Source organism: Flavobacterium sp. GW823-FHT06G12, assembly GCF_058794775.1.
In genome coordinates this window covers 800289-826595 of record NZ_JBXAHE010000001.1, presented here as the reverse complement: position 1 = coordinate 826595, position 26307 = coordinate 800289, and the positions used below count along the sequence as shown (strand labels likewise).

The window sequence follows — 26307 nt, the reverse complement described above, 5'->3', positions numbered from 1 at the left end:
TTAATTCAATAATTCTTTGGCGTGGTTTAAAGCCGAATCAGAAATATTTGCTCCTGATAGCATTTGAGCAATTTCTATAATTCGATTTTCTTGCGATAAAAGCTTCAATTCAGATAATGTATCATCACCAACTGTAGATTTAGAAACTTTAAAATGAGAATCTCCTTTTGCTGCAATTTGCGGTAAATGTGTAATTGCAAATATTTGCATTGTCGAACTCATTTCTTTCATGATCTCTCCCATTCTAATGGCAATTTCTCCAGAAACTCCTGTGTCAATTTCGTCAAAAATCAACGTTGGCAATTTTGAATATTTTGCCAAAATCGCTTTCACCGCCAACATAATACGAGACATCTCTCCTCCTGAAGCCACTTTCTTTAACAAACCAAAATCGGTTCCTTTATTGGCAGAAAATAAAAATTGCAATTCATCTTTTCCGTTTTGGAAATAAGTTTCAGACGACTGCAATTCCATATTAAAACGAGCATTCGGCATTCCTAATGTTTCTAAAATCGACACTAACTGCGCTGATAATTTCGGAATCGCATTTACTCTATTTTCATGTATTTTTGAAGCATGAATATCTAATTCTGTCGCTTTTTCTTCAATACTTTTAGTCAATAAAGCTATTTCTTCATCCATATTATCCAGTTCCAGCAAAGAATTTCCTAAATCTGATTGAATTTGAAGCAACTCATCGACAGAACTTACCTGATGTTTTTTCTGCAAATTATAAATCGACTGCAGTTTTTGATTGATTAATTCTAATTGTGCTGGATCATTCAATAATTTCTCCGAACAATTTTCTAATTCTTTAGAAACATCATCAAACTCAATAGTTAAGCTTGTTATTCTTTCAAACAATTTTTGATACTCTACAGAGAAAGGCGCGACTTTCTGCAATGCATTTTTAATTTCATTTAAATTATGAAAAACACCAAATTGCTCTTCATTTGCGATTGCCAAAGATTTATCTAGAGATTCTTTAATAATTTCAACATTATTCAGCTTTTCATAATCTGCTTCTAATTCTTCCTGTTCACCAGATTTTAACTGAGCTGCAAACAATTCATTCAATAAAAATGTATGATATTCTTGCTCTTTTCCTGCATCACTTTGCTTTTTAAGCAAAGCATTTAATTTCGATCTATCTGATTTATATAATTTCAGCAGTTTTTGATATTCAGCAATTACTTCCGCATTGTCTGCAATGGCATCAATAATTTTAAACTGAACATTTTCATCTGATAATTCTTGAGTTTGCTGTTGCGAATGAATATCAATCAAATACAAACTCAAATCTTGCAGTTCCTGAAGATTTACGGGACTGTCATTTATAAAAGCACGAGATTTGCCAGAAGGCAAAATTTCTCTTCTAATAATCGTTTCATCTTCATAATCTAGATCGTTAGCTTCAAAAAATTCTCTTAAATTGTATTTTCCAATTTCGAATTGCGCCTCAATAACACATTTTTCTTCTTTATTTTTTAATGAGGTAAGATCTGCTCTTTTACCCAAAACAAGACCAATAGCTCCTAAAATAATAGATTTTCCTGCGCCTGTCTCACCTGTAATTATAGAAAAACCTTTAGAGAAATCTATGGCTAGTTTTTCGATAAGAGCATAATTTTTAATTGACAGTGATGTAATCATAGGGCAGTTTTTGTAAAATGTAAAAAAGTTAACAAAGATAGAAAAATGAAAAACGAGATTAATATTTAATCTGCGACCATTTTGTGGAATTTAACGGAGAAACTTTATTTAAGACATCGGTTAAATCTGTAATTGTAATACTTGGCCCTCCAGAAAAAATCGAAACAATTTCATCTGATTTTGCATCAAAGAAAACTCGAGTTATAAAAGCATTTGGTTTAACTGAGTTTAATTTACCAATAAGCATTAATGCATTTTTGATTTTTTCTTTAGCTGCTTTAGTATCCAATGTCATTGCATCCAATCCTGTGTGATAGGCATAAGTAACCTGACGCAAATCACTATAAGTCGGCGCAATCATATCATTGATTAAGTAGTAGCGATTCTGAAGTCCGTCAGATTGATTCCATCCTTTAAAACCTCCTTGTTGTGCAACATTGGCAATATTCTGTGCAGTTTGAAGATAAGGATTTCCTGCGCCCATTTGAAAAGTATCGGCATCCATTCCTAAAATCACGTAACAGTAAAAAGATATAACAGAAACCAAATTTGAATCGTAAGTACTTGGATTAAAAAGCAATGGTTCGTATTCTGTATATCTGAAATTAAAATCTTTATCGTTGTAATTTAAAACTGGCGAAGAATATGTAGAATTAAAAATCAATCTCGAAGATTGGACTTGAATTGTTCCAGTAAATTGATCTGAACTATTAGATGATAATGTAATATACATCGAACAGTTTATTCTCTCGTTTTGTTTTAAAACAGAACCTGTCCAGTCTGTTTTATTAACAAACTCAGCCAAAGAAGTCTGAAGTGTTTTAAAAACCTGATTATTTGGATTTGTTAGACGTTCTGTATTAATAGTTACTGTACAATTTAGCTGTTGAGCTTGTACAAAACCAAAGCTTAAAAAAACTAATAGCATAACTATCTTATTCATAATCGTCTAGATATTTAATTTTACAAAACATAAAATGGCTTCCAAATTATGCTTTCGGCGTATATTTTAAATTTATGATTTTGAAAAATGCAAAATAACTTTATTCAAAATATCAGCCGCAACAGATTCTTTTGACTTTAATTCCATTGGTTCAATTTCAAAATTTTTATCAATAAAAGTTACTTTATTGGTTTCTTTTTTAAAACCTGCACCTTGATCTTGTAAGGAATTTAAAACAATCAAATCTAAGTTTTTTTTCTGAATTTTCAGCTTAGCATTTTCAATTTCATTTTCAGTTTCTAATGCAAATCCAATCAAAAACTGATTTTTTTTGATAGCTCCTAAAGAAGATAGTATATCTTTTGTTTTCTCGAGTTCTATCGAAAATTCTACAGTGTTTTTCTTAATCTTCTGATCTGCAACAAATTTAGGCCTGTAATCTGCAACGGCAGCTGCTGCGATTGCCGCATCAACTTCATTGAAATACACATGGCAGGCATCGTACATTTCTTGAGCTGAAATCACATCTACCACTTTTATAAGACTGTTTTTAGCTTTCAAATGAGTTGGTCCAGCAATTAAGAATACTTCTGCTCCTAAGCTTGCCGCTTCATTCGCAATATCAAATCCCATTTTTCCTGACGAATGATTTCCAATAAAACGCACAGGGTCTATTGCTTCGTATGTCGGTCCTGCTGTAACAAGTATTTTTTTTCCTTTTAAAGGTAGTTTACTTTCCAAATCAGCTTCTAGAAATGCAACAATATTCTCAGGTTCAGCCATTCGACCTTCACCAGACAAACCACTTGCCAATTCTCCGCTTTCAGCAGGAATCATAATGTTTCCGTACTGTTTTAATGCAGCAAAGCTCGATAAAGTCGATGAGTGTTTGTACATATCCAAATCCATTGCAGGCGCAAAATAGACTGGACATTTTGCCGATAAATATGCCGCAATTAAAAGATTATCACAGTTTCCTGTCGCCATTTTAGACAACGTATTTGCAGTAGCAGGCGCAACCAGCATTAAATCGGCCCAAAGCCCTAATTCAACGTGATTGTTCCAAACTTCATCTTCGTCATCTTGATTAAAGAAACTTGAATGTACAGGATTTTTTGATAAGGTTGATAATGTAAGTGGGGTTACAAAATCCTTAGAAGCAGGTGTCATTATCACTTGGACATGTGCACCTGCTTTTATAAAAAGTCGTACTAAAGTGGCTGTTTTATACGCTGCGATTCCACCAGAAACACCTAGTAAAATCTTTTTCCCGTTTAAAACTGACATTGTACTATTATTTGTTTGAACTTCTGTGGTAAGTTTTACCGTCTAACCATTCTTGAACAGCTAAAGCGTGTGGTTTTGGTAATTTTTCGTAAAATTTAGAAACTTCAATTTGTTCTTTATTTTCAAAAACTTCTTCTAGACTATCATTGTAAGTCGCAAACTCTTCTAATTTTTCAGTCAATTCTTTTTTAATCTCTGAATTAATTTGATTTGCTCTTTTAGCCATAATGGTAATTGCCTCATACACATTTCCTGTTGGCTCTTCAATAACTGTTTTATTATAAGTTATTGTGTTTACAGGAGCATTCGTCTTTTTTAAATCCATGACTTTATTTTATTTAGTAAATTTTTGTAAATCTGTTTCAACTCTGGCATTCATTTCGTCTGCCTCTTTCTTATATTTTGTATCGCTTTTAAACTTCACTAAATTAGCATAGCATGTTTGCGCAACCTTTAAACGCTCTTCCATTTTTGCAGGAATACTGTTAATTGCCAATTTGTATGCTGAATCGTATTTATAAAACAATGCATCTTCTTTAAAAGGCGTTCCAGGAAAATCAGCAATAAAGTTATCAAAAGCGATCAAAGCCGATTTATAATCTGAAATTGTATTGTATCCTTTAGCATTTTCGTATGCTTTTTTCTCTAATTTACCATTTAACTTCTGAACAGCCTCATTTGCTTGAGGAATATATTCAGAGTTTGGATAATTATCAATAAACGTTTGCAATTTTTCTAATGCTTTTACAGTATCAGATTGGTCTAAACTGTAAACTGGCGATAATTTAGAATAGCTATATGCTCCTAAAAAAGCAGCTTCTTGAACTTTTTCACTTCGTGGATATCCTGAAACAAAAGCTTCAAACTGATAACCAGCTAAATAATATTGCTTTGTTTTATAATATGACTGCGAAAACATATAAAACAGTTTTTCTGCCTGAGGTTTACCTCTATATGAAGTTGCTAATTGCTCAAAAAGACGAATCGCTTTTGTGTATTTACCAGCATCATACATTTTTGTTGCCATTTCAAATTTTGCTGCAACATCTTCATTTTTCAACGCTTTTTGATATTCTCCACAAGAATAAAAAAGAGTTACAACAATTAAAAGCAATAGTGTTTTTTTCATTTTCTTACTGTTATTACAATCTCTCAGACAATTTTATGCCAAAGTGAAATTGCACCGAAGTTTCGGTGGCAAATTTAGTTATTAATTTAGCTACTGCAAAATAATTTTTTAGTATCTTAAAATACTAGCACTTTAACAATTATTTAATGCTGTTTTTTACAAAGTCATTTAGTCTTGTTGCTAACGAATCATCAACAGAAACTAATGGAAGACGAACTGTATTCTCAGCAATTCCAAGGGCTTGAAAGATTTGTTTGATTCCGGCTGGATTTCCCTGCTCAAAAATCATATCGATACTGTCTGATAAAAAATAATGTGTTTTAAACGCGTCAAATGCTTTTTTATTTAATCCTAAACGAATCATTTCCGAAAATTCTTTCGGAAAACCTTGTCCAATTACAGAAATAACTCCTGCTCCACCTGCCAAAACGATTGGCAATGCCAACATATCATCTCCAGAAATTACCAAGAAATCTTTTGGTGCATTTTTAATAATTTGCATTGCCTGAGCCATATCTCCAGCAGCTTCTTTAATGGCTACAACATTTTTAAAATCGTTAGCCAATCGCACTACTGTAGAAGGAAGCATGTTGCTTGAAGTTCTTCCTGGAACATTATATAGAATTACAGGAACCGGAGAAGCCTCAGCGATTGCTTTAAAATGCTGATAAATTCCTTCCTGAGTTGGTTTGTTATAATATGGAGAAACAGATAATATCGCTTCAAAAGCAGAAAAATCTCTTGTTTTTAATTCCTCAACAATCTGCATAGTATTATTACCTCCAACTCCTAAAACTAGAGGCAATCTTCCTTTGTTTACATCGATTACAGTCTTTATAACCAACTCTTTCTCATCTGTTGTAAGGGTCGCATTTTCTGCTGTTGTTCCCATCACAACAAGATATTCCACTCCACCATCTATAGAGAAGTTTACGATTCGCTGTAAAGCTTCAATATCAACTGAAAAATCTTTTTTAAATGGCGTCACAAGTGCAACACCAGTTCCTATCAATGATTGCATATTATTAATTAATTTATTTTATATTTTTTAAATACCTAAACAATTCTGAAACGAAAAGTTTATAGTTTCCTAATTCTGTACTAATCATCAAGCGATTTAATCTTTGATCTACAGCAGAAAATCCGATTTTGAATTTAGCTTTTGACTTGCTCGTAATTAACATCAAAATATTGTTTTCGACATTGTAATAACTTAGCAAAAGATCAAATTTTGAATTCACAAACTCATTTAAAAAAGCTTCCGTTATTTCTCCCTTCCAATTGATGTGTTTTTTACTAAAAGTCGGGTGAGAATAGACTTCTTTTTCCTTGAATTTTCCTTTGTATGCAACAACTTTTATATTTTCTGAAGCTATTCCGTGGAGTGTCAACTCCTTTATTAGTGCTTCTGAATATTCAAAATTGCTCTCATCTATCAATAAACCAATCGTTTGAACGTTTTTAGTAAATACTTCGCTTTTTTCATTATTTAAATTAACATTTAATGATTTTTTTACAAAAAACTCCTTTATATAATTCAAAAACATAGTACTTTTACCAGATTACAAAATTAATTATTTAAGTTGCATTTAAAATGGTAAAACTAAAAAAGTATAACGGATTTTTAAAACTTTTTGTTATATTCTTAACACTTTTTTTAATCTCTTCATGTAGTAAGAATAACTACAATTTAACAAAAATTGAAGGGAAACAGGTTCCAGTTACTGAAAACGCTGGAGAAACTTCTGAAATTGAAAACTTCATTAAACCTTATCGCGATCATATCAATCAGGATTTGGATAATGTTTTGGCTTATTGTCCTGAAACACTTGACAAAAGCACAGGGAAATGGCAAACTGGCATTGGAAGCTTGATGGCAGATGTTTGTGTTCAAAGAGGAAACATTGTTTTTAATGCAAGAGAAAAGAAAGATATTGACCTATGTCTTTTAAATCATGGTGGTATTCGCGCTATTCTTCCAAAAGGAAATGTTACAACAAGATCGGCTTTCGAAATTATGCCTTTTGAAAACAGCTTGGTTGTTATGGCTTTAAAAGGCGAACAAATATTAGAAATTGCGGCTTATATTATTAAGGAGAAAAAACCTCAACCATTGTCTGGAATGACTTTTACAATTACAAAAGACAACAAGGCAAAAAATATCATGATACAAGGCAAGCCATTAGACCTAAACAAAACGTATTACGTTGCCACAAACGATTATTTGGCAAATGGAGGAGACAGCATGACTTTCTTTGCAAAAAGCACTCAAAAGTTTGACTTAAATTACAAACTTAGAGATGTACTAATTGATTATTTTAAAGAAGTAGACACGGTTGTTGCTCCAAAAAATATCAGAATTACAGAAGAATAAAAAGGGTTCGCCACGAATTACACAAATTCGCACAAATTAAAAAATTTCTTAAAAAAATAAACTACATAGCCTCTGGCAAAAAATATATAAAATGAAAAGAAGAGAGTTTATCGAAAAAACAGCAGCAAGTACTGCCCTATTGAGTTTAGGATTGTCTTTGAGCAGTTTTGAAAGTAACGATATTAAACATTTAACTATTCTACATACTAATGATGTGCATAGTCACATTGACCCTTTTCCTGCTGATGATCCACGTAATCCTAACAAAGGCGGGGTGTCTCGTCGTGCGGCATTGATTGAAACGATTCGAAGAGAAAATCCGAATGTACTCTTATTGGATGCTGGAGATATTTTTCAGGGAACTCCATATTTTAATTATTATGGAGGTGAGTTGGAGTTCAAATTAATGAGTATGATGAAATATGATGCTTCTACAATTGGAAACCACGATTTTGATAATGGTCTTGACGGATTATATGCTCAGCTTCCGCATGCAACGTTCGACTTTATCAACTCTAACTACGATTTTAAAAATACGGTTATGGACGGACATGTAAAACCGTACAAAATCTTTAACAAAAACGGAATTAAAATTGGCGTTTTTGGTGTTGGAATCGAATTGCAAGGTTTAGTAGACAAAAAATTATACTTAGAAACAGTTTACAACAACCCGGTAGAAGTTGCTCAAGATATGACAAAGCTTTTGAAAAAGGAGCAAAAATGTGATTTGGTAATTTGCCTTTCGCATTTAGGTTATAAATACAAAGATGATCCAACAAAAATTAGCGATTTGACATTTGCTGAACAAACACAAGATATTGACTTAATTATTGGAGGACATACTCACACTTTCTTAGACAAACCTACAATTGTAAAAAATAAGGATGGTAAAGATGTTTTGGTAAATCAAGTTGGATGCTACGGAATTAATTTAGGCCGTATCGATTTCTATTTTGACAAAAACAAAGCACATACCAACCAAAGTGCAACTATTGTTGTATAGTCTTTCTTTGAATTCTAGCTTTTTCTAAAAAGTATTCTACCATAAAGAAATAAGCTAGAATTTGAGTTGTATCTCGTATTAAAACTAAGACAACCGAATACGAGAAATATTCATTAAAAATATAAAAGATATCGGAAAAAATGTAGCTTATTGCCATAAGGGACATTAGCAATGCTATGTGTGTTCCTTTGGTAATATAACTAACAAAGCAGAAATAGCTTAGTAAACTCAGAACGATTCCGTATACGGTGTATATCATTATAAATTTTCTCATGCTGTCGAGCTGCAGGCTCAAAACAGAGATTAATAAATAAACGATAAAAACAACTACAATAGAAATAGGCAGAATATCTCTTCTGGTTAACTTTATTCGTTCGTGTTCCCGAATAAATATTACGACGATTAAAATGTAAACGATTAAAAAGCTGAGAACACCTCCAATTTCGGAACTTTCAACATCCATTAAATCATAAACTTGTCCAACAAAACAAAAGAAGAAAATTAAACTTTCTATTTTTCCGATTTTGAACTCACTGCTAATTAAATAATAGATAAAAATAGCAGGGAGAACAATCGCTTTTGCATATGTTGCAAAAAAGTCTTGTTCTGTCCAATCAAAAATGATTGTACACAACAAGCCAAAAAAGAACAAAATTAATGACGGTTTGTTAGGCTTCATTTAATTTGTTTATAAAATCTTCTTCTGATAATATGGTAATGTTCAACTTTGTTGCTTTCTCCAATTTTGCTGGTCCCATATTATCTCCCGCCACTACAAAATCTGTTTTTGCAGAAATTGAGCTTCCTACTTTTCCTCCGTTATCTTCAATAGTTTTCTTTAATTCGTCTCTAGAAAATTGACTAAAGACACCAGAAACTACAAAAGTTTTCCCAACAAATTTATCAGTAGCATTTGGGTTTATTTTTTCTTCAATTTCAAATTGAATTCCATAACTTTTTAAACGTTCAATAATTTTTCTATTCTCCTCGTTTTCGAAAAATTCGATAACACTTTTAGCAATTCTTTCTCCAATCTCATCAACCAAAATTAAATCCATTAAAGAAGCTTGAGCCAAAGCATCTATATTTTTATAATGTTTTGCCAGTTTTTTGGCAACTGTTTCTCCAACAAAACGAATTCCTAATGCAAATAATACGCTTTCGAACGGAATTTCTTTTGATTTCTGAACTCCATTTACCAGATTCTCAGCTGATTTTTGAGCCATTCTTTCTAAATGCAGAATATCTTCTACTTTTAATTCATACAAATCGGCATAATTATGAACTAAATTATTTTTGAAAAGCAGCGCCACTGTTTCTCCTCCAAGTCCTTCAATATCCATTGCTTTTCTTGAAATATAATGTTGAATTCTTCCAATAATCTGCGGGGGACATCCATAAAAATTAGGACAATAATGATTCGCTTCTCCTTCGTTTCTAACCAATTCGGTTTGACATTCTGGGCAATGTGTAATATAATGTGTCTTTTCTGAATCTTCTGGTCGTTTCTCTAAATCTACTGCAATGATTTTTGGAATAATTTCTCCTCCTTTTTCAACAAAAACAGTGTCATTTATTCTAATGTCTAATTTTTCAATTTGATCGGCATTATGAAGAGAAGCTCTTTTTACAATTGTTCCAGCTAACTGAACAGGTTCTAAATTGGCAACAGGCGTTATTGCTCCAGTTCTTCCAACTTGATATGAAATTGATTTTAATTTGGTCGAAACTTGTTCTGATTTAAATTTGTATGCAATTGCCCAACGTGGCGATTTTGCTGTATAACCTAATTCTTCCTGATGCTGAATACTGTTAACTTTTACAACAACGCCATCAGTTTCATAAGGCAAATTATGACGGTGCACATCCCAATAATCAATAAAGTCAAAAACTTCGTGCATGCTGTTGACTAATTTTGCTTCTTTAGGAACTTTGAATCCCCAGCTTCTAGCAGATTCTAATCCTTCATATTGAGTTTTGAATGGAAGATTGTTTCCTATTACAAAATAAAGCAAGCATTCTAGCGGACGTTTGGCAACCTCAGCGCTATCTTGCAACTTTAAACTTCCTGAAGCTGTATTTCTTGGATTTGAATATGGAGTTTCTCCAATTTCTATTAATTCTTGGTTCATTTTTTCAAAACCAGCGAATGGAAGAATAATTTCTCCACGAATATCAAATTTATCAGGATAATTTCCTTTTAAATGCAACGGAACTGATTTTATAGTTTTGATATTACTTGTTACTTCATCACCTTGAAAACCGTCTCCGCGTGTTAGGGCTTGAACTAGTTTTCCGTTTTCGTACGTAATGCTTATTGAGGCTCCATCGTATTTTAATTCGCAAGTGTATTGCAAGTTTACGTTTCCTAAAACTTTTTGAATGCGGTTTTCCCAATCTAAAAGATCTTCTTTAGAATAAGAATTATCCAAAGAATACATTCTGTATTGGTGTGCGATTGTTTTGAAATTTTTAGTAACGGTTCCTCCTACTCTTTGGGTTGGTGAATTTTCGTCAAAAAACTCTGGGTGTTTATTCTCTAAATCTTGAAGTTCTTTCAATTTAATGTCAAAATCATAATCTGAAATTGTAGCATTGTCTAACACATAATAATTATAGTTGTGCTGATTAAGTTCATTTCGTAATGTTTGAATGGTCTCTTGAATGCTCATAAATAGTAAAATATTGCAGATTATAATAATGAAAAACTGAATATCAAAATTAGAATTTATTTTTGTTCAAATGCAGAAAAAATAAAAGTTTTAGAAAATCAAAAATCAGACTGCAAATTCATGCAGTCTGATTCTCTCCTTGTCCATTATTCTTAAAAAAGAATTTAAAAAACCAACTTCCAAATGGTTTCGACGTTTTATATTTTAAACTGAAAATCAATACTTTACAGCGAAAATATAAAATTATTTTTGAATAATGATAAAATCTGAACGTCTATTTTGCGCATGCTCTTCTTCAGAACATTTTACACCATTTTTACATCTATTGACTAATCGAGTTTCTCCATACCCAATTGCGCTTTCGATTCTAGATGCATCTATACCTTGCGAAAGAATATAATCACGAGTTGATTTTGCTCTATTGTCTGAAAGTTTTAAATTATATGCATCTTTTCCACGTGAATCTGTATGAGATTCAATTTTGATTCTAATGTTTGGAAATTTCTGCATGACAAAGACAACTTTAGACAATTCTTCAACTGCTTTTGGAGTGATATTGTACTTGTTATAATCAAAATAAATTGGATTTACATCGACTTTTTCAACTCCTTGTTTTTTAACAACCAAATCATCATAATTGCTCAATTCAAAATTTACATCTTTTATTTCGCCACCATTTTCTGAAGTGGTTTCTACAGTTTTATCGTCACTGCTGTAATTTGGTTTTGCCGCAATCATTTTGACAACTTTGTTGCAAGGCACTTCGATAGCATATTTTCCATCAAAATTTGTTTTGGTTTCACCTAAAATTTCGCTAAAAGAATTGTAAGCCATTATTGTAACATCTGTTAAAGGCTTTTTCGATTTGTGATCTATAGCCATTCCAGAAATACTTTGATTGCAAACAGGTTTTCCTTTTACAAAAGAATAAATGTCATCATCACCTTTTCCTCCTTCTCTATTTGAAGAAAAATAGCCGTAAGAATCTGTCTTATCAATTATAAAAGAAAAGTCGTCTTTATTACTATTTACAGGTGCTCCAAGGTTTTTTGGTGTAGAAAAAGTTCCATCTGGCAGAAGTTTACTTTCGTAAACATCCAAATCTCCCCATCCATAATGTCCATCAGAAGAAAAATATAAGACTCCGTTTTGGAAGAATGGAAAAACCTCATTACCAATGGTGTTAATATTTGCTCCTAGATTCTGAGGCGAGCTCATTGTACCATCTGCTGCGATTTTTACCATATAAAGATCGGTTTCGCCTTGTCCTCCTGGCATATCTGAAGCAAAGAAGAGAAATTGTCCATCTTCGCTTAATGCAGGATGTCCAACAGAGTAATCGTTGCTGTCAAAAAATACTTTCTGCGGATTTTCTAGTTTATTGTTAACAATTGATCCTTTGATAATTTGAAAATTATTGACTTTTGCTTCATCAACGACTAGTTTGTTTTTCTTAACAATATTGGTTGAATAATACATTGTTTTTCCTTCGCTATCAAAACTGGCTGTTGCCTCATGGTATTTAGTCATGACGTTTGGAATAAAAACTGTTTCGTTAAATAAGCTTCCATCTGCTGGATTTCTCTCAGCAACGTACAAATTAAGAAATGGCTGATTGTTCCAAGTATACAATTTTTCGCTGAACTTTGTCGTGTCTCGCGCAGATGTAAATACTATATTGTCTTTAAAAAATGTAGCTCCAAAATCTGATTTACTGGTATTAATATCGAGATTTTTAATCGTATAAAGAGGTTTTGCTTTTGCAACGCTGTCCATATATTTTTTTTGGGCAACGTATCTATTAATCTCTGCTTTATCGCCTTTTTTATCTAAATATTCTTTTGTGATTTTATCGGCTTCGTCATAATCCATAACGGCTTTCATAGATTGAATATAGCGTAGGTAATAAATATCAGTCAGATTATTTCCTTGAACTTCATACAATTTTCTATACCATTTAAGGGCATTTCTAGAATCAGAAATAAAATAATAGGAATCTGCCGCATTCTTCAAAGTCTGTGCTGATGGAGCTTTTATATTTTGCAAACATTCTTCGTAAGCTTTTGAGGCGTCTAAGTACGAGAAGTTTCTAAACAAAGCATCAGCTTTCTTCAAATTAGTTTTTTGAGCGAAACTAAATGTAACGCTCAAAATTAAACATAGGATATATAGTTTTCTCATAAGTTTTGTTTTTAGAAGAATCGAGGAGATTTAATTTTGCTTTGGTTTTTCACAAATTGATAACGCAAGATGAATTCATGCGAACCATCATTGTATTTGTTCAATTGGCTTACAGTATAATCAAAAGCATATCCAAGATAGAAACTTGGTGATATTTGAAAACCTGCCAATATGCTTATCGAATCATCTGTTCGATATGCTCCTCCTATAACAAACTTTTCCTGAATCATGAAATTTGCTGATATATCTGCGGTAAGTGGTGCTCCGCTGACTGCTTTAACTAAAAATGCTGGTTTAAATTTCAAATTTGGATTCAAATCAAAAACATAACCTCCCATTAAATAGTAGTGCAAACGATCATAATCTATAGATTCTTTTACATCGTCATAGTAATCATTCTGAATAAAACTCGGAATAGAGAATCCAACATACCATTTTTGTGTGTAATAGTAAACACCTGCCCCTACTGCTAATTTCATCTGATTGTTAATGTTCTGATTTAACAAAACATCGTCATCATCATAGTATCTTCCTTTGGACCAATCGATGTTTAACACTCTCGTACCGGCTTTTATACCAAAAGCCAATCTTTTTTCATACCCAAGAGGGATTGAATAAGAGAAATTTCCATCAAGATACAATTCGTTGGAAGGTCCAATTTTATCATTAACAACACTCAAACCTAATCCTAATTTTTCATTTCTAAGAGGAGAATGAATCGAGAAAGATTGTGTTTCTGGCGCACCTGGCATTCCTACCCATTGAGAACGATATAAAAGAGCAGCTTCTATGGTTCCGGTAGACCCAGCATAAGCTGGGTTTACCGCCATAGTATTATACATATACTGGGTATATTCGGGATCTTGTTGTGCCGAAGCACAAACCGTGATAAAAGAACATATTAAAATTAAATACGTTTCTAATGATTTTATATATAGTTTCATAACGATACTTATTTAGTTTAATTAATTAGATGATTAATAGAAGTGGATTATCTCATAATAGATAACCAGCCTTTTTTAACCGTTCCATCTCCAATGGTTATCACATAAAAATAAGTACCTGTTGGCAACATATCTCCTCTATTAACAACTCCGGATACATTTGCTGTACCATCCCAATCATTCTCATAGTGTGTTTTACTATACACTAACGCTCCATATCTATTAAACACTTTAAGTTCGTTGTTTGGATGAGACTCGATACAATCAATTCTGAACAAATCATTTTTACCATCATTATTCGGAGTAAACTCATTGTAAACTGTCAAACAAATTGGCACTAATGTTACTGAAGCTGAGTTGTTTGATGTATCAACATCTAAAGGAGTCGAAATTTCGATGTTTGCGACACTTGTATAGTTTCCGCTTGGCAACACTTCTGCAACCACTGTTAGTACTACACTTTGTCCAGCATTTAATGATGGAATTGTCCAAACCTGTGTTGCTGGATCGTATGTTCCTGCTGTTGCAGATGAACTTACTAATTGCAGACCACTTGGAAGTAAATCACTAACGATCGTATTTATAAAATCGCCTTCGCCCACATTATTTACCGTTATAGTAAATGTTACCTGATCTCCAAAATTCGGAGTTGGATTATCTACAGTGTGAGTAATTGTTAAATCTGAACAACTAGCAACAGTAACATTTAAAGTCTTAATTGTTCTTTCGTCACAATTATTAACATAAGCTACCGTTACTGTTCCAGGACCAATATCTGACCAAGAAACTGTTACAGATCCGTCGTTTGTACCTCCACCTGAAATAATTGTACCACCGTTAATCGTCCATACGTAATTAGACTTACCATTTGCAATTGAATAAGTTACACCTTTGAAAACACATGGAGTATCATCTGTAGATGTGATCTGAACTGCAGCATCATTTTCGAATGCAATTGTAACACCTAATCTCGGTCCGTTATCACAGCCATTAAACGTGTTAGCCAATGCTCCCGCATAATAAGTTGTCGCAGTAAGCGGAGTAGTATTTGCTAATGGTGTTCCTCCAGTCGCAGAGGCATACCAAACTACATTTGCTTCATTTACAAAAATATTCGCTAAAGTTGGTATAGCAGATAAACAGAATGTTTGCGTTGTTCTTGGTGTTGTTATTACACTTGGAGAATTCACATTTACAATTACTGCTAATCTTACAGGATTCTCACAACCATTAGCGCTTGAAACTGCACCATAGTAAGTACCTGTTGCTAAAGCTGTTGTTGGTGGAATTGCTGTTCCGCCTGTTGCTGTACTATACCACACAACATTTGCTTCATTAACTTGGATATTTGCAACTGTTGGCGAATTTAATGTACAGAAGTTTTGAGTTGTATCATTTGTAGTTGGCGTTGAACTAGGATTATTTACAGTAACCGTTACTTGTAAACGAGTTGAGCTTTCACAACCTGACGGATCAACAATATTTCCGTAATAAATTCCAGAAGCAAGTAATGTGCCTGCTGGTATTGCCGTTCCTCCTGTTGCAGCAGTAAACCATGTTACATTGCTTTCGTTAACTTGTATACTTTCAACAGTTGGCCCATTTACAGAACAGAAAGTTTGTGCTGTATTATTTGTTGTTGGATTTAATGTATTACCAACTGTTACAGCTACTTGTAATCTTACACTGCTTTCACATCCTGTTATTGGATCTTTTATTGCTCCAAAATAAGTTCTTGTAGTTAATGCATCTGTTGAAGCAAAAGCCGTTCCTCCAGTTTGTGTAGCATACCAAACTACATTGCTTTCATTCACTTGAATATTGGCAACTGTTGGATTTGTTCCTGTACAGAAAGTCTGCGCTGCAGCATTTGTCGTTGGCGTTGCAGGATCGGTAACATTGACTGCAACTGGAAGTCTTGTAGCACTTTCGCAGTTTGTAGCCGCGTCTTTAATAGCCGCATAATATGTACCAGTGGTTAAAGCCGTTGCAGATGGGATCAATGTTCCGCCCGTTAAAGCAGTGTACCAAACAATATTCGCCTCATTAAACTGAACGCTAGCAAATGTTGGCGCATTAACTGTACAGAAATTTTGCGTTCCCGCTGTCACCAATGTTGGAGTTCCCGGATCGTTTACATTTACTGTAACTGCCAATCTTACTGAACTTTCGCAGTCTGTAACCGGATCTTTAATTGCTCCATAATAGATTCTGCCTGTTAATGCATCTGTTGAAGCAAATGCATTTCCTCCTGTAGCTGCATCATACCAAATTACATTGCTTTCATTCACTTGGATATTGGCAACTGTTGCAGCAGAAGATAGACAGAAATTCTGAGTACTCTGTGTAGTTGTTGGCGTTGCTGGATCTGTTACAATAATATCAACTGGAAGTCTTGTCGCACTTTCGCAGTTTGTTGTAAGATCTTTAATTGCCGCATAATATGTACCGCTGGTTAAAGCCGTAGCAGAAGAAATCAATGTTCCGCCTGTTAGAGCTGTATACCATACAATATTCGATTCATTAAACTGAACACTTGCAAAAGTAGATCCATTAACCTTACAGAAGTTTTGTGTTCCAGTTGTAACTAAAGTCGGCGTTCCTGGATCGTTTAAGTTTACTGTCACTGCCAATCTCACTAAACTCTCACAGTCTGTAACCGGATCTTTAATTGCACCATAGTAGATTCTGCCTGTTAATAGATCTGTTGTAGCAAATGCTGTTCCTCCTGTAGCCGCATCATACCAAACCACATTGCTTTCATTCACTTGGATATTGGCAACTGTTGGTGCAGCAGACAAACAGAAATCCTGAGTAGTATCTGTCGTTGTTGGCGTTGCGGGATCAGTCACAATTACATCAACTGGAAGTCTTGTAGCGCTTTCGCAGTTTGTTGTAAGATCATTAATTGCCGCATAATATGTACCGCTGGTTAAAGCTGTTGTCGGAGCTATTAATGTTCCGCCTGTTGCAGCTGTATACCATACAATATTAGATTCGTTAAACTGAATGCTTGCAAAAGTTGGCGCGTTAACTGTACAGAAGTTTTGTGTTCCTGCAGTCACTAATGTTGGAGTTCCAGGATCGTTTACAATTACTGTAACTGCCAATCTCACTGAACTCTCGCATCCTGTAACTGGATCTTTTACTGCTCCATAATAGATTCTGCTTACCAATGCATCTGTTGATGCAAAAAGGTTTCCTGCCGTAGCCGCATCGTACCAAACCACATTGCTTTCATTCACCTGGATATTGGCAACTGTTGGTGCAGCAGACAGACAGAAATTTTGAGTGCTTTGTGTAGTTGTTGGAGTTGCAGGATCGGTAACATTGACTGCAACTGGAAGTCTTGTAGCGCTTTCGCAATTTGTTATAAGATCCTTAATTGCTGCATAATATGTACCGCTTGTTAAAGCCGTTGCAGATGGGATCAATGTTCCGCCCGTTAAAGCAGTGTACCAAACAATATTCGCCTCATTAAACTGAACGCTAGCAAATGTTGGCGCATTAACTGTACAGAAATTTTGTACTCCCGCAGTCACTAATGTTGGAGTTCCCGGATCGTTTACATTTACTGTAACCGCCAATCTTACTGAACTTTCGCAGTCTGTAACCGGATCTTTAATTGCTCCATAATAGATTCTGCCTGTTAATAGATCTGTTGAAGCAAATGCATTTCCTCCTGTAGCTGCATCATACCAAATTACATTGCTTTCATTCACTTGGATATTGGCAACTGTTGCAGCAGAAGATAGACAGAAATTCTGAGTACTCTGTGTAGTAGTTGGCGTTGCTGGATCTGTTACAATAATATCAACTGGAAGTCTTGTCGCACTTTCGCAGTTTGTTGTAAGATCTTTAATTGCCGCATAATATGTACCGCTGGTTAAAGCCGTAGCAGAAGAAATCAATGTTCCGCCTGTTAGAGCTGTATACCATACAATATTCGATTCATTAAACTGAACACTTGCAAAAGTAGGTCCATTAACCTTACAGAAGTTTTGTGTTCCAGTTGTAACTAAAGTCGGCGTTCCTGGATCGTTTAAGTTTACTGTCACTGCCAATCTCACTAGACTCTCACAGTCTGTAACCGGATCTTTAATTGCACCATAGTAGATTCTGCCTGTTAATAGATCTGTTGTAGCAAATGCTGTTCCTCCTGTAGCCGCATCATACCAAACCACATTGCTTTCATTCACTTGGATATTGGCAACTGTTGGTGCAGCAGACAGACAGAAATCCTGAGTAGTATCTGTCGTTGTTGGCGTTGCGGGATCAGTCACAATTACATCAACTGGAAGTCTTGTAGCGCTTTCGCAGTTTGTTGTAAGATCATTAATTGCCGCATAATATGTACCGCTGGTTAAAGCTGTTGTCGGAGCTATTAATGTTCCTCCTGTTGCAGCTGTATACCATACAATATTCGATTCATTAAACTGAATGCTTGCAAAAGTTGGCGCGTTAACTGTACAGAAGTTTTGTGTTCCTGCAGTCACTAATGTTGGAGTTCCAGGATCGTTTACAATTACTGTAACTTCTAATCTCACTGAACTCTCGCAGTCTGTAATTGGATCTTTAATTGCTCCATAGTAGATTCTGCTTACCAATGCATCTGTTGATGCAAAAAGGTTTCCTCCTGTATCCGCATCGTACCAAACCACATTGCTTTCATTCACTTGGATATTGGCAACTGTTGAAGCAGAAGACAGACAGAAATTCTGAGTGCTTTGTGTAGTTGTTGGAGTTGCCGGATCGGTAACATTGACTGCAACTGGAAGTCTTGTATTGCTTTCGCAGTTTGTAGTCGCGTCCTTAATAGCCGCATAATATGTACCGGTGGTTAAAGCCGTCGTAGAAGGAATCAATGTTCCGCCTGTTAAAGCCGTGTACCAAACAATATTCGATTCATTAAACTGAACGCTAGCAAATGTTGGCGCATTAACTGTACAGAAATTTTGCGTTCCCGCTGTCACTAATGTTGGAGTTCCCGGATCGTTTACATTTACTGTAACTGCCAATCTTACTGAACTTTCGCAATTTGTTAGCGCATCTGTAGCGGCTCCATAGTAGATTCTGCTTGTTAATAGATCTGTTGATGCAAATGCATTTCCTCCTGTAGCTGCATCATACCAAACTACATTGCTTTCATTCACTTGGATATTAGCAACCGTCGATGCACTAGACAAACAGAAATTCTGAGTCATATTTGTCGTTGTTGGTGTATTTGGGTCACTAACTATAATTGCTGCATGTTGCAATGTTCCTGCTAAATTTTCGCAAGTATTAGTGCTTGACACAGCAACATAATATGTTATTGGACTTACTGCTTTTGTCAAACCTGCGGCAGTCAAAATACCTGCAGCATTTATTGTATAAGTAACTCCCGCTATAACAGCTCCATTTGTAATAGGCTGTGTTTTATTTGCATCTAAATACCAAGTAAATAAAGGGCTTGATAATGTAGGTGCTGTTGGAGTTAATGATGCTGATAAGCCTGGGCAAACCGTTACATCATCTACTAAAATATCGTTTACTGTTGATGGAGGTAAAATTGTAAATGTGATTTGTTTTCTATCTGCAGCTGCAGTTTCACACAATTCATCTGAACTCACTCCAACAAAATAAGTATAAGTTCCTGGAATTAATCCATTAACTATCAACTGAGCAGTTGTTTCACCTGTAACTAAGTCAGTTGTTGAACCATTTAATTTATACCAATGATAAACAGGATTCGTTAAAGCAGGTGTTCCTGTTAAACCCGTTGCTAAAGTTACAGATCCTGAAGCTGAACAAATTGAAGTTGCAGTTCCTCCATTTAATGTAATATTAGCCAAAGCATTTACTGGAGCAGTACCTTTTACTTCAACAGTAACTTCTCCTCTTGCATAACTTTCACAGCCATAACGTACTGGCTGCACGTAATATCTGTAAATACCTGCAGTTAAATTATCCGGCACTGTGAAAGTTGGCCCGCTTGCAACTAAGTTTCCACCTGTCTGTGCATCGTACCATCGATAAGTAGAACAATCCACTTCAGGTATCTGGAGCGTAATATCGGTTCCTGGACAGACCGTAATCTTATTTTGAGGATCTGCTCCAATGACAGTTGTATTGGCTGTTCTTTCTACAGTATGAACTCTTAAGAAATCTAACACTCCTACGACACCACCTAAACGAATTCTAACTCTATCGTAAATTTCTGTTGGAGAAGATACCAATACCATTGCCAAAGAATTTCCTGGCAATAGCTTTATACTTAATAATTGACTCGTATTTTGGATTGGAGCACCAACCGCTACATTTCCTAAATAACGTTGAACTGAGAATCCTGTAAGTAGATTAACCGTTAAAAGAGCACCAGGTTTAGAAACTACAATTCTTAATGTATCACTAAGAACAGAAGGTGTTTTAAATTGCACCGTCAAATCTGCAGCTGCCGCAACCCCAACTCCACTATACATTGTAGCAAAAGTTGTTACGTCATTATCAGCAACATTCCAAGCATCACTTACTCCTATTAAAGCAGTTGCTGCGCCCACAGGAAGGTTTATATCTGTTGCACCGTAAAAAATATCCTGAATATCTCCTGGAGTACAAGTTACAGAGGTAACTGGTTTATTATAATGAGCATCAAAGACTTTTGTACTTTGAGCAACACTTAAAACTGAAGAAGATACAATACGAATACCATCATAATCTTGTGGACCAGATGCATCTGAAGGAACAAATGTAAACTCGTAAGTATTATCTCCTGAGATTAAGTTTAATAATGATCCTGATACTGGCTGCATTGCCCCAATAAGATTGCCATTTTTTGTCCCCACTACTGATAAATTCTGACCAACAGCCAATAAACTATATTCAGAACCTAATTTAACTGTAACTGGAGTACCTTTAGCTATAGTAGAAGGCCAAGTTAGATTTTGCCATGTTGTCCCAACACCTAAAAGCCCTAAACCTGTCGTAATTGTTGAAAATGTCTGAGGGTTTCCATCGACTGCATTTGGTCCATTTGTAACATCACCTGTAATTATAGAACCTTTAGTTTGTGCTGTAGCATAAACTCGTTCTGTTAAGTTTTGACAGCTTGTAAGATCAATCACATTGATTATCTTAGTTGCAGTTGTAGTACAAGTACCAATAGTTGCAACAGCCGTATATGTATAAACTCCAGGAACATTCAACGGACCAGTTGTAAACGGAGGACCTGTAAGGGCAACTCCTTGTGGATTAAACCATGTAATGGTTCCTGTAGAAGTAGCATTTAAGGCAACATCAGTTCCAACATTTACAGATTCTTGCGGATTGGTCACCACTAAAGTTGGCACTTGATTAATTGTTACCGTAACAGACTGTTTCGCTGACGGACAAGTGCTTGTAGTACTCTGTGCTTGTATAGAATAAGTACCACTTACTGTTACATTTGCAGCAGCGTCGGCTGTCATTACATTATTTGAAGGATCATAAAAAGTATAAGTAACAGTTGAATCAAAATTAGTAATTGCATTAGCCAAATTAGCACTGCCACAAGCTTGCAGTGGCGTAGGAATAACAGTCAAAGGTGTGACTGAAGGCAAGTTAACAGTCACTAACTTCAAATCTCCAGTACCATTTTCGCACGTACCGCCATTTACTGCAGAGATATAATAATTGTGCGTAGTACCTGTTAAACCTGAAATCGTAAGTACTCCATTAGCATCTTTAGCAAAAGTTGCCGTTCCAATTGTAGTTCCATTTACAATTTCCTGAGCTTTAGTCTGATCTGTATAATATTTAAATTGAACACCAGCAATATCAGAAGATGGAGTCAAAACAGCTGTTCCTGTGCAAGTAGCTTCGACTGGACTTGCTATTACAATATTTGCCGCCGTTGGAATTGGCAAGACATTAACCGTAACTGCTTGACGTAAACTGTTAACACAAGTTCCACGTGTTGATTGCAAGTAGTATGTAGTTGTAGTTGCTAATTGCCCTGTTGGACTTACAGTTACAGGATTTCCACCAGTTGCAGAATCGTACCATTCAAAAGTTTCTCCTGCTACTGGAGTTACAGATAAATTAGCCGTTTGTCCAACACAAATTGGTGCCGCAGCTCCAGCAACTGTAGCATTAGGGTATCTATAAGCCGCTTGATAAACATAAAGATTAGTCAACAGTGAAAGTCCTGCATTGAATCTAACTTCAATTCTATCAAACGGAGCTGTAGCTGTAAAACTAACCTTAAATTTATCTCCAGATAATAACTGAATACCCAATATATTGTTATTAATTGCTACTCTATCGTTATTATAGGTTGCCCCATCATTACTATATGTTGCTAAACTGATAAAAGATAAAGCATTAATATCTGCAATTCCACCAGGAATTTCCAAGTCTACATCAATAATATCCCCTGCCTGTCCTGGATTTGCAAAAATTAATTGCTGCTGCAAATAACCTCCAAGTCCAACTGGCACCGAAAATTGAGAATATGTATTAATATTACCATCTACAGCATTATTTGGATTTTGAACATTACATCCTACACATAATGAAAGAGGTAAAGTTGTATCTATAGATGTTATTTCTGTTCCTGCTTGCAAACATGTACTTGCACTCGCTATTACAGTAACTGTTACTGCACCTCTTGTTAAATTAGGGCAATCAGTAGTTAAATTATAAGCTTGTACATAGTACGTTTGATTGCCTGTTAATGCAGGAGTTGTATAAGACGTAACATTAAACGCGATTGGCGATCCTCCTGTTGCTACATTATACCAATTGTACCCTACATTAGAGTCTGGATTAGCAATAGTTAATGTAGCATTTTGACCAGACTGAATAATTACATTAGATGCTGTAAAAGTCGGTATAGCTGGTATCGGGCTAACTGTTAAATTTACTGGTGTGCGTGTTGGTGTAACACAACTTCCGATAGCTGCTTCTACAGAATAATTTGTATTTACAGTTAATGCAGGAGTTACAAACGAATTACCTGTAAACACCAAATTTCCACCTGCATCATACCAATTATAATCAGTACCTGCAACTGGAGCATCTACGGATAATGTTGTGGATTGCCCACTGCAAATAGTTGAAGGCGATGCTGTAATAGTAGGCAAAACAGGGTTATCAATTAATACTTGAACCGAAGATCTTACGCTATTTACACAACCGTTTCTTGTAACCTCAAGATAATAAGTTGTTGGTACAGTTAGAGCTGGAGTTGTAAATGCAGCTGTAGATGCTAGAGAAGTACCTCCTGTAGCAGTACTATACCAATTAACAGTTTCACCTACTGCAAGTGCTGCCGTTAATGTTGTTGTTGTTCCGCTACAAATAGCCATATTTCCTGTAACAACTGGTGCTTTGTAACGATATGTTGCCTGATAAATATTTAATGTAGACAAAACTGTTGCCACAGCTCCCAATCGAATCTCTACGCGATCAAAATTAGCTCCTGCAGTTACACTGGCTCTAAAGCGATTTCCAGACAATAATTGTAAATTAATTAAAGGATTTGTTATAGCTACTCTATCATTATTATATATTGTACCATTATAAGTTGCTAAGCTCACAGCTCCTAATAAAGAGAGATCAGCGAGACCTCCAGGTAATTCCAAATCGACATCAACAATATCACCTGCTTTCCCTGGATTAGTAAATTGTAATGTTTGCTGAATTGATGCAGCAACTCCAACTGGAACACTTAAACTTGCTGCAGTTCCAGGATTACCATCTACAGAATTACTCAAATTAGTTGCACTACACAATAAACATATCCCGACTTGACTAGTTACTTGACTGCTAGCTTCAAGACATCCTCCTAATGCTGCAGGCTGAACCGTAACTGTAACAGGAACTCTCGTTGCGCTAACACAATTTCCGTTAGCACTTTGCGCTTCAACATAGTAGGTTTTGGTAGCCGTTAAAATTGGTGTAGTAAAAGTTGATGTATTCGTTGCAACAGCTGTTCCGCCAGTTGCAGTTTCGTACCAATTTAATTGTGTCCCCACATCTCCTGTGGCGCTTAAAGTTGCATTTTGGCCAGATTGTATCGTTACACTTTGTGTAAGAATTGTAGGTGTAGCAGGTATCGCTGTTGAAACAACATTAACCTGAGTACGAGAACTAACACAACTGCCAATAGCAGCCTCCACAAAAAATTGAGTTGTTCCTAAAGGTACTGTTGGAGAATAAGTAGTTCCGCTAGATAAAATAGGACCACCAGTTGCCGAAGAGTACCAGTTGTAAGTTGTTCCAGGAGCAGCATTTACAACCGATAAAGTCGTTTGCTGAGTTGCACCTGTCGAACAAACCGTTGTTCCAACATTACTAACTGCTGGAATTATTGGATTAGAAACATTCAAAACCACAGGCACACGAACATTTCCTTCGCAACCTGCAGCTCTAGTTATTCCTATATAATATGTCGTATTTGCTGTTAAGGCAGGAGTCGTATAAGTATTTCCTACTGCCAAAGCAGTTGTTGAAAATTCAGAACTATACCAAGCTAGCGTAGTACCCGCAGCTGGTGTTGCTGTAAGAGTTGTTGGAACTCCCGCACAAATAGTCTGTGATAAACCACCAGATACAGTTGGTTGCGCAAATTCAAGCCTAACATCGTAAACTCTCAAGGTTGCTAAAAGAGCTACCAAACCACCTCCAACTTGAATTTGAATCTGGTTGGTATCACCTGTAATAGGAAATTTGGCAACCGCAACAGTATTACCACTTAATAAGTTTAAATTTAAAAGCGGACTGTTTAAAGCTACACTTGAACCTACATTAGCTCCAGAATTTTTAGCTTGAACCGTTGCATTTGATAACAAAGTTAAATCAAGCAATCCGTTCCCGGTACCAAAGTATATTGCAACTTGATCACCGGCTCGGGCCGTTTGGTTTAAAGTCATTGTTTCTTCTGCAAAACACCCAGCCACTGCAACACCATTTGATAAGGTTGCATAAGTGGATAAGCCAGCGCTATCAAAAGCATTGGCGGGACTATTAACATCTACTCCTATACACAAAAGTCCTCCTCCCGTACTATTTGTTTGAGACACTGGTCTACAAATAGTCTGAGAGAATGCATTAGTGCATACTAAAAATAAAGTTAAAAGTCCTAATAATCTCATTTGAGGATTGAGACTACAAAAAGTAAATTTTTTTTTCATAATTTGGAAGATTAGAAAATGGACAATAAAACACCTCTCGCAGTAAGTGCAAGCACCTACGCAATTAAACAATCAATTAAAAATGAAACAGTTAAAACAAAAAATAGTCAGCCCTATAATGAGCTTAAAAACTTTGTTTTATTAAAAAAAATTATGTTGAATTCGGTATACCAAAATATACCAGAGAACAAATTCTATCTCCGAGAGACAAAATAAGTTCCGTTTTTTGTAGGAAAAAATGATTATAATCAATTTTCCCTGAGGAGTGATTTGTTGCAGGTCTAATTTTCATAATGAAAATTTTTAGTTGAAGTAGAACTGGGGATTCTCTCTATATAGTCAATTCATTTTTTTAAGAAAGTTGATTAGTTCTTTCTTAAAATTATCGTACTAAAAAAGTCGATTTTGAATCTAGTTATATTCAATAAAATTTTTGCTCCTTATAAACAACCCTTCGAATAGGAAAATAATAAGACAGCAAACTAAAATGTAAACCTTTAAAAAAGAAATTAAATATTGAGTAACGATTAAATTTATCGTTGAAATGTAGTAAGCTTAATAAAATAAAAAATAAAGCTAGAATAAAGTAAACAACTAAGGTAAATTTGATAAAGAAAGTAATTGTCAATTCCATACGCAGATTTATTAGGTTATTTTATAATTTTTCAATTTTCAATCTTAACAACATGGTAAATAAATTTATAACCAATATGTCTTGAAAACCAGAAGAAAAACTTTGTTTAACTTTTGTTACCTAAAATTAGGAAAAACAAAAACATAAAACAAGCATAAAATTCTTATAATTTATTCTTAAAACGTCCATTTCAAAATTACAGACCCTACAAAACATCAGAAAAAACGCTACTTTTAACATAAATACGTATCAATTTTCTAATTAAGCAAAACATTAAACAAAATATGTTAAATTGATTTAAAATAAGTTTAATCTTACATTTAAAATAAAAAAA

General features: G+C 34.9%; 14 protein-coding genes. 2 read left to right on the top strand and 12 right to left on the bottom strand.

Annotated features, from left to right (window positions below; all coding sequences use genetic code 11):
• The 7 genes from recN to AC1Q5Z_RS03560 all read right to left on the bottom strand — a co-directional run bounded on the left by recN (window position 1) and on the right by AC1Q5Z_RS03560 (window position 6559).
• Window positions 1-1653 carry a DNA repair protein RecN gene (gene recN / locus AC1Q5Z_RS03590; protein WP_492443829.1) on the bottom strand — a complete coding sequence of 551 codons (1653 nt, stop codon included), beginning with the start codon at window positions 1651-1653 and terminating at the stop codon, window positions 1-3.
• A 58-nt stretch (window positions 1654-1711) separates the two neighbouring features.
• On the bottom strand, window positions 1712-2596 hold the full coding sequence (gene porD, locus AC1Q5Z_RS03585; protein WP_278022050.1) for a type IX secretion system protein PorD: 885 nt from the start codon (window positions 2594-2596) through the stop codon (window positions 1712-1714).
• 72 nt (window positions 2597-2668) lie between these two features.
• On the bottom strand, window positions 2669-3883 hold the full coding sequence (gene coaBC / locus AC1Q5Z_RS03580) for a bifunctional phosphopantothenoylcysteine decarboxylase/phosphopantothenate--cysteine ligase CoaBC (RefSeq protein WP_492443828.1): 1215 nt from the start codon (window positions 3881-3883) through the stop codon (window positions 2669-2671).
• Between the two features lie 7 nt (window positions 3884-3890).
• On the bottom strand, window positions 3891-4208 hold the full coding sequence (locus AC1Q5Z_RS03575) for a DNA-directed RNA polymerase subunit omega (protein ID WP_008463064.1): 318 nt from the start codon (window positions 4206-4208) through the stop codon (window positions 3891-3893).
• 9 nt (window positions 4209-4217) lie between these two features.
• Window positions 4218-5012 carry an outer membrane protein assembly factor BamD gene (locus tag AC1Q5Z_RS03570; protein ID WP_198856099.1) on the bottom strand — a complete coding sequence of 265 codons (795 nt, stop codon included), beginning with the start codon at window positions 5010-5012 and terminating at the stop codon, window positions 4218-4220.
• 139 nt (window positions 5013-5151) lie between these two features.
• Complete coding sequence (gene dapA, locus AC1Q5Z_RS03565) at window positions 5152-6033, bottom strand: 4-hydroxy-tetrahydrodipicolinate synthase (protein ID WP_343588870.1); 882 nt, start codon at window positions 6031-6033, stop codon at window positions 5152-5154.
• A gap of 13 nt (window positions 6034-6046) precedes the next feature.
• The gene (locus AC1Q5Z_RS03560; RefSeq protein ID WP_492443827.1) at window positions 6047-6559 is read right to left on the bottom strand and encodes a DUF6913 domain-containing protein; all 513 of its coding nucleotides are present in this window, start codon (window positions 6557-6559) and stop codon (window positions 6047-6049) included.
• A gap of 47 nt (window positions 6560-6606) precedes the next feature.
• Here AC1Q5Z_RS03560 and AC1Q5Z_RS03555 point away from each other — a divergent pair, with 47 nt between their 5' ends.
• Together AC1Q5Z_RS03555 and AC1Q5Z_RS03550 are read left to right on the top strand one after the other, a co-directional pair.
• A complete protein-coding gene (locus tag AC1Q5Z_RS03555) occupies window positions 6607-7386 on the top strand; it encodes a 5'-nucleotidase C-terminal domain-containing protein (RefSeq protein WP_198856102.1) in 780 nt (259 codons plus the stop codon).
• Window positions 7387-7477: 91 nt separating this feature from the next.
• Window positions 7478-8389, top strand: a complete 912-nt coding sequence (locus AC1Q5Z_RS03550; RefSeq protein ID WP_198856103.1) for a bifunctional metallophosphatase/5'-nucleotidase — start codon at window positions 7478-7480, stop codon at window positions 8387-8389.
• Here the strand turns inward: AC1Q5Z_RS03550 and AC1Q5Z_RS03545 are convergent.
• The 5 genes from AC1Q5Z_RS03545 to AC1Q5Z_RS03525 form a co-directional block, all read right to left on the bottom strand.
• Window positions 8376-9068 carry a lysoplasmalogenase family protein gene (locus AC1Q5Z_RS03545; protein WP_198856104.1) on the bottom strand — a complete coding sequence of 231 codons (693 nt, stop codon included), beginning with the start codon at window positions 9066-9068 and terminating at the stop codon, window positions 8376-8378. The genes AC1Q5Z_RS03550 and AC1Q5Z_RS03545 overlap by 14 nt on opposite strands.
• The gene (gene ligA, locus AC1Q5Z_RS03540) at window positions 9058-11061 is read right to left on the bottom strand and encodes an NAD-dependent DNA ligase LigA (protein WP_198856105.1); all 2004 of its coding nucleotides are present in this window, start codon (window positions 11059-11061) and stop codon (window positions 9058-9060) included. The genes AC1Q5Z_RS03545 and ligA overlap by 11 nt, the downstream gene beginning before the upstream one ends.
• 243 nt (window positions 11062-11304) lie before the next feature.
• Window positions 11305-13242, bottom strand: coding sequence for an OmpA family protein (locus AC1Q5Z_RS03535; RefSeq protein ID WP_492443826.1), 1938 nt, complete (start codon window positions 13240-13242; stop codon window positions 11305-11307).
• An 11-nt stretch (window positions 13243-13253) separates the two neighbouring features.
• A complete protein-coding gene (locus AC1Q5Z_RS03530) occupies window positions 13254-14186 on the bottom strand; it encodes a PorP/SprF family type IX secretion system membrane protein (protein WP_198856107.1) in 933 nt (310 codons plus the stop codon).
• Window positions 14187-14233: 47 nt separating this feature from the next.
• On the bottom strand, window positions 14234-25339 hold the full coding sequence (locus tag AC1Q5Z_RS03525) for an Ig-like domain-containing protein (protein ID WP_492443825.1): 11106 nt from the start codon (window positions 25337-25339) through the stop codon (window positions 14234-14236).
• Between the last annotated feature and the right edge of the window lie 968 nt (window positions 25340-26307).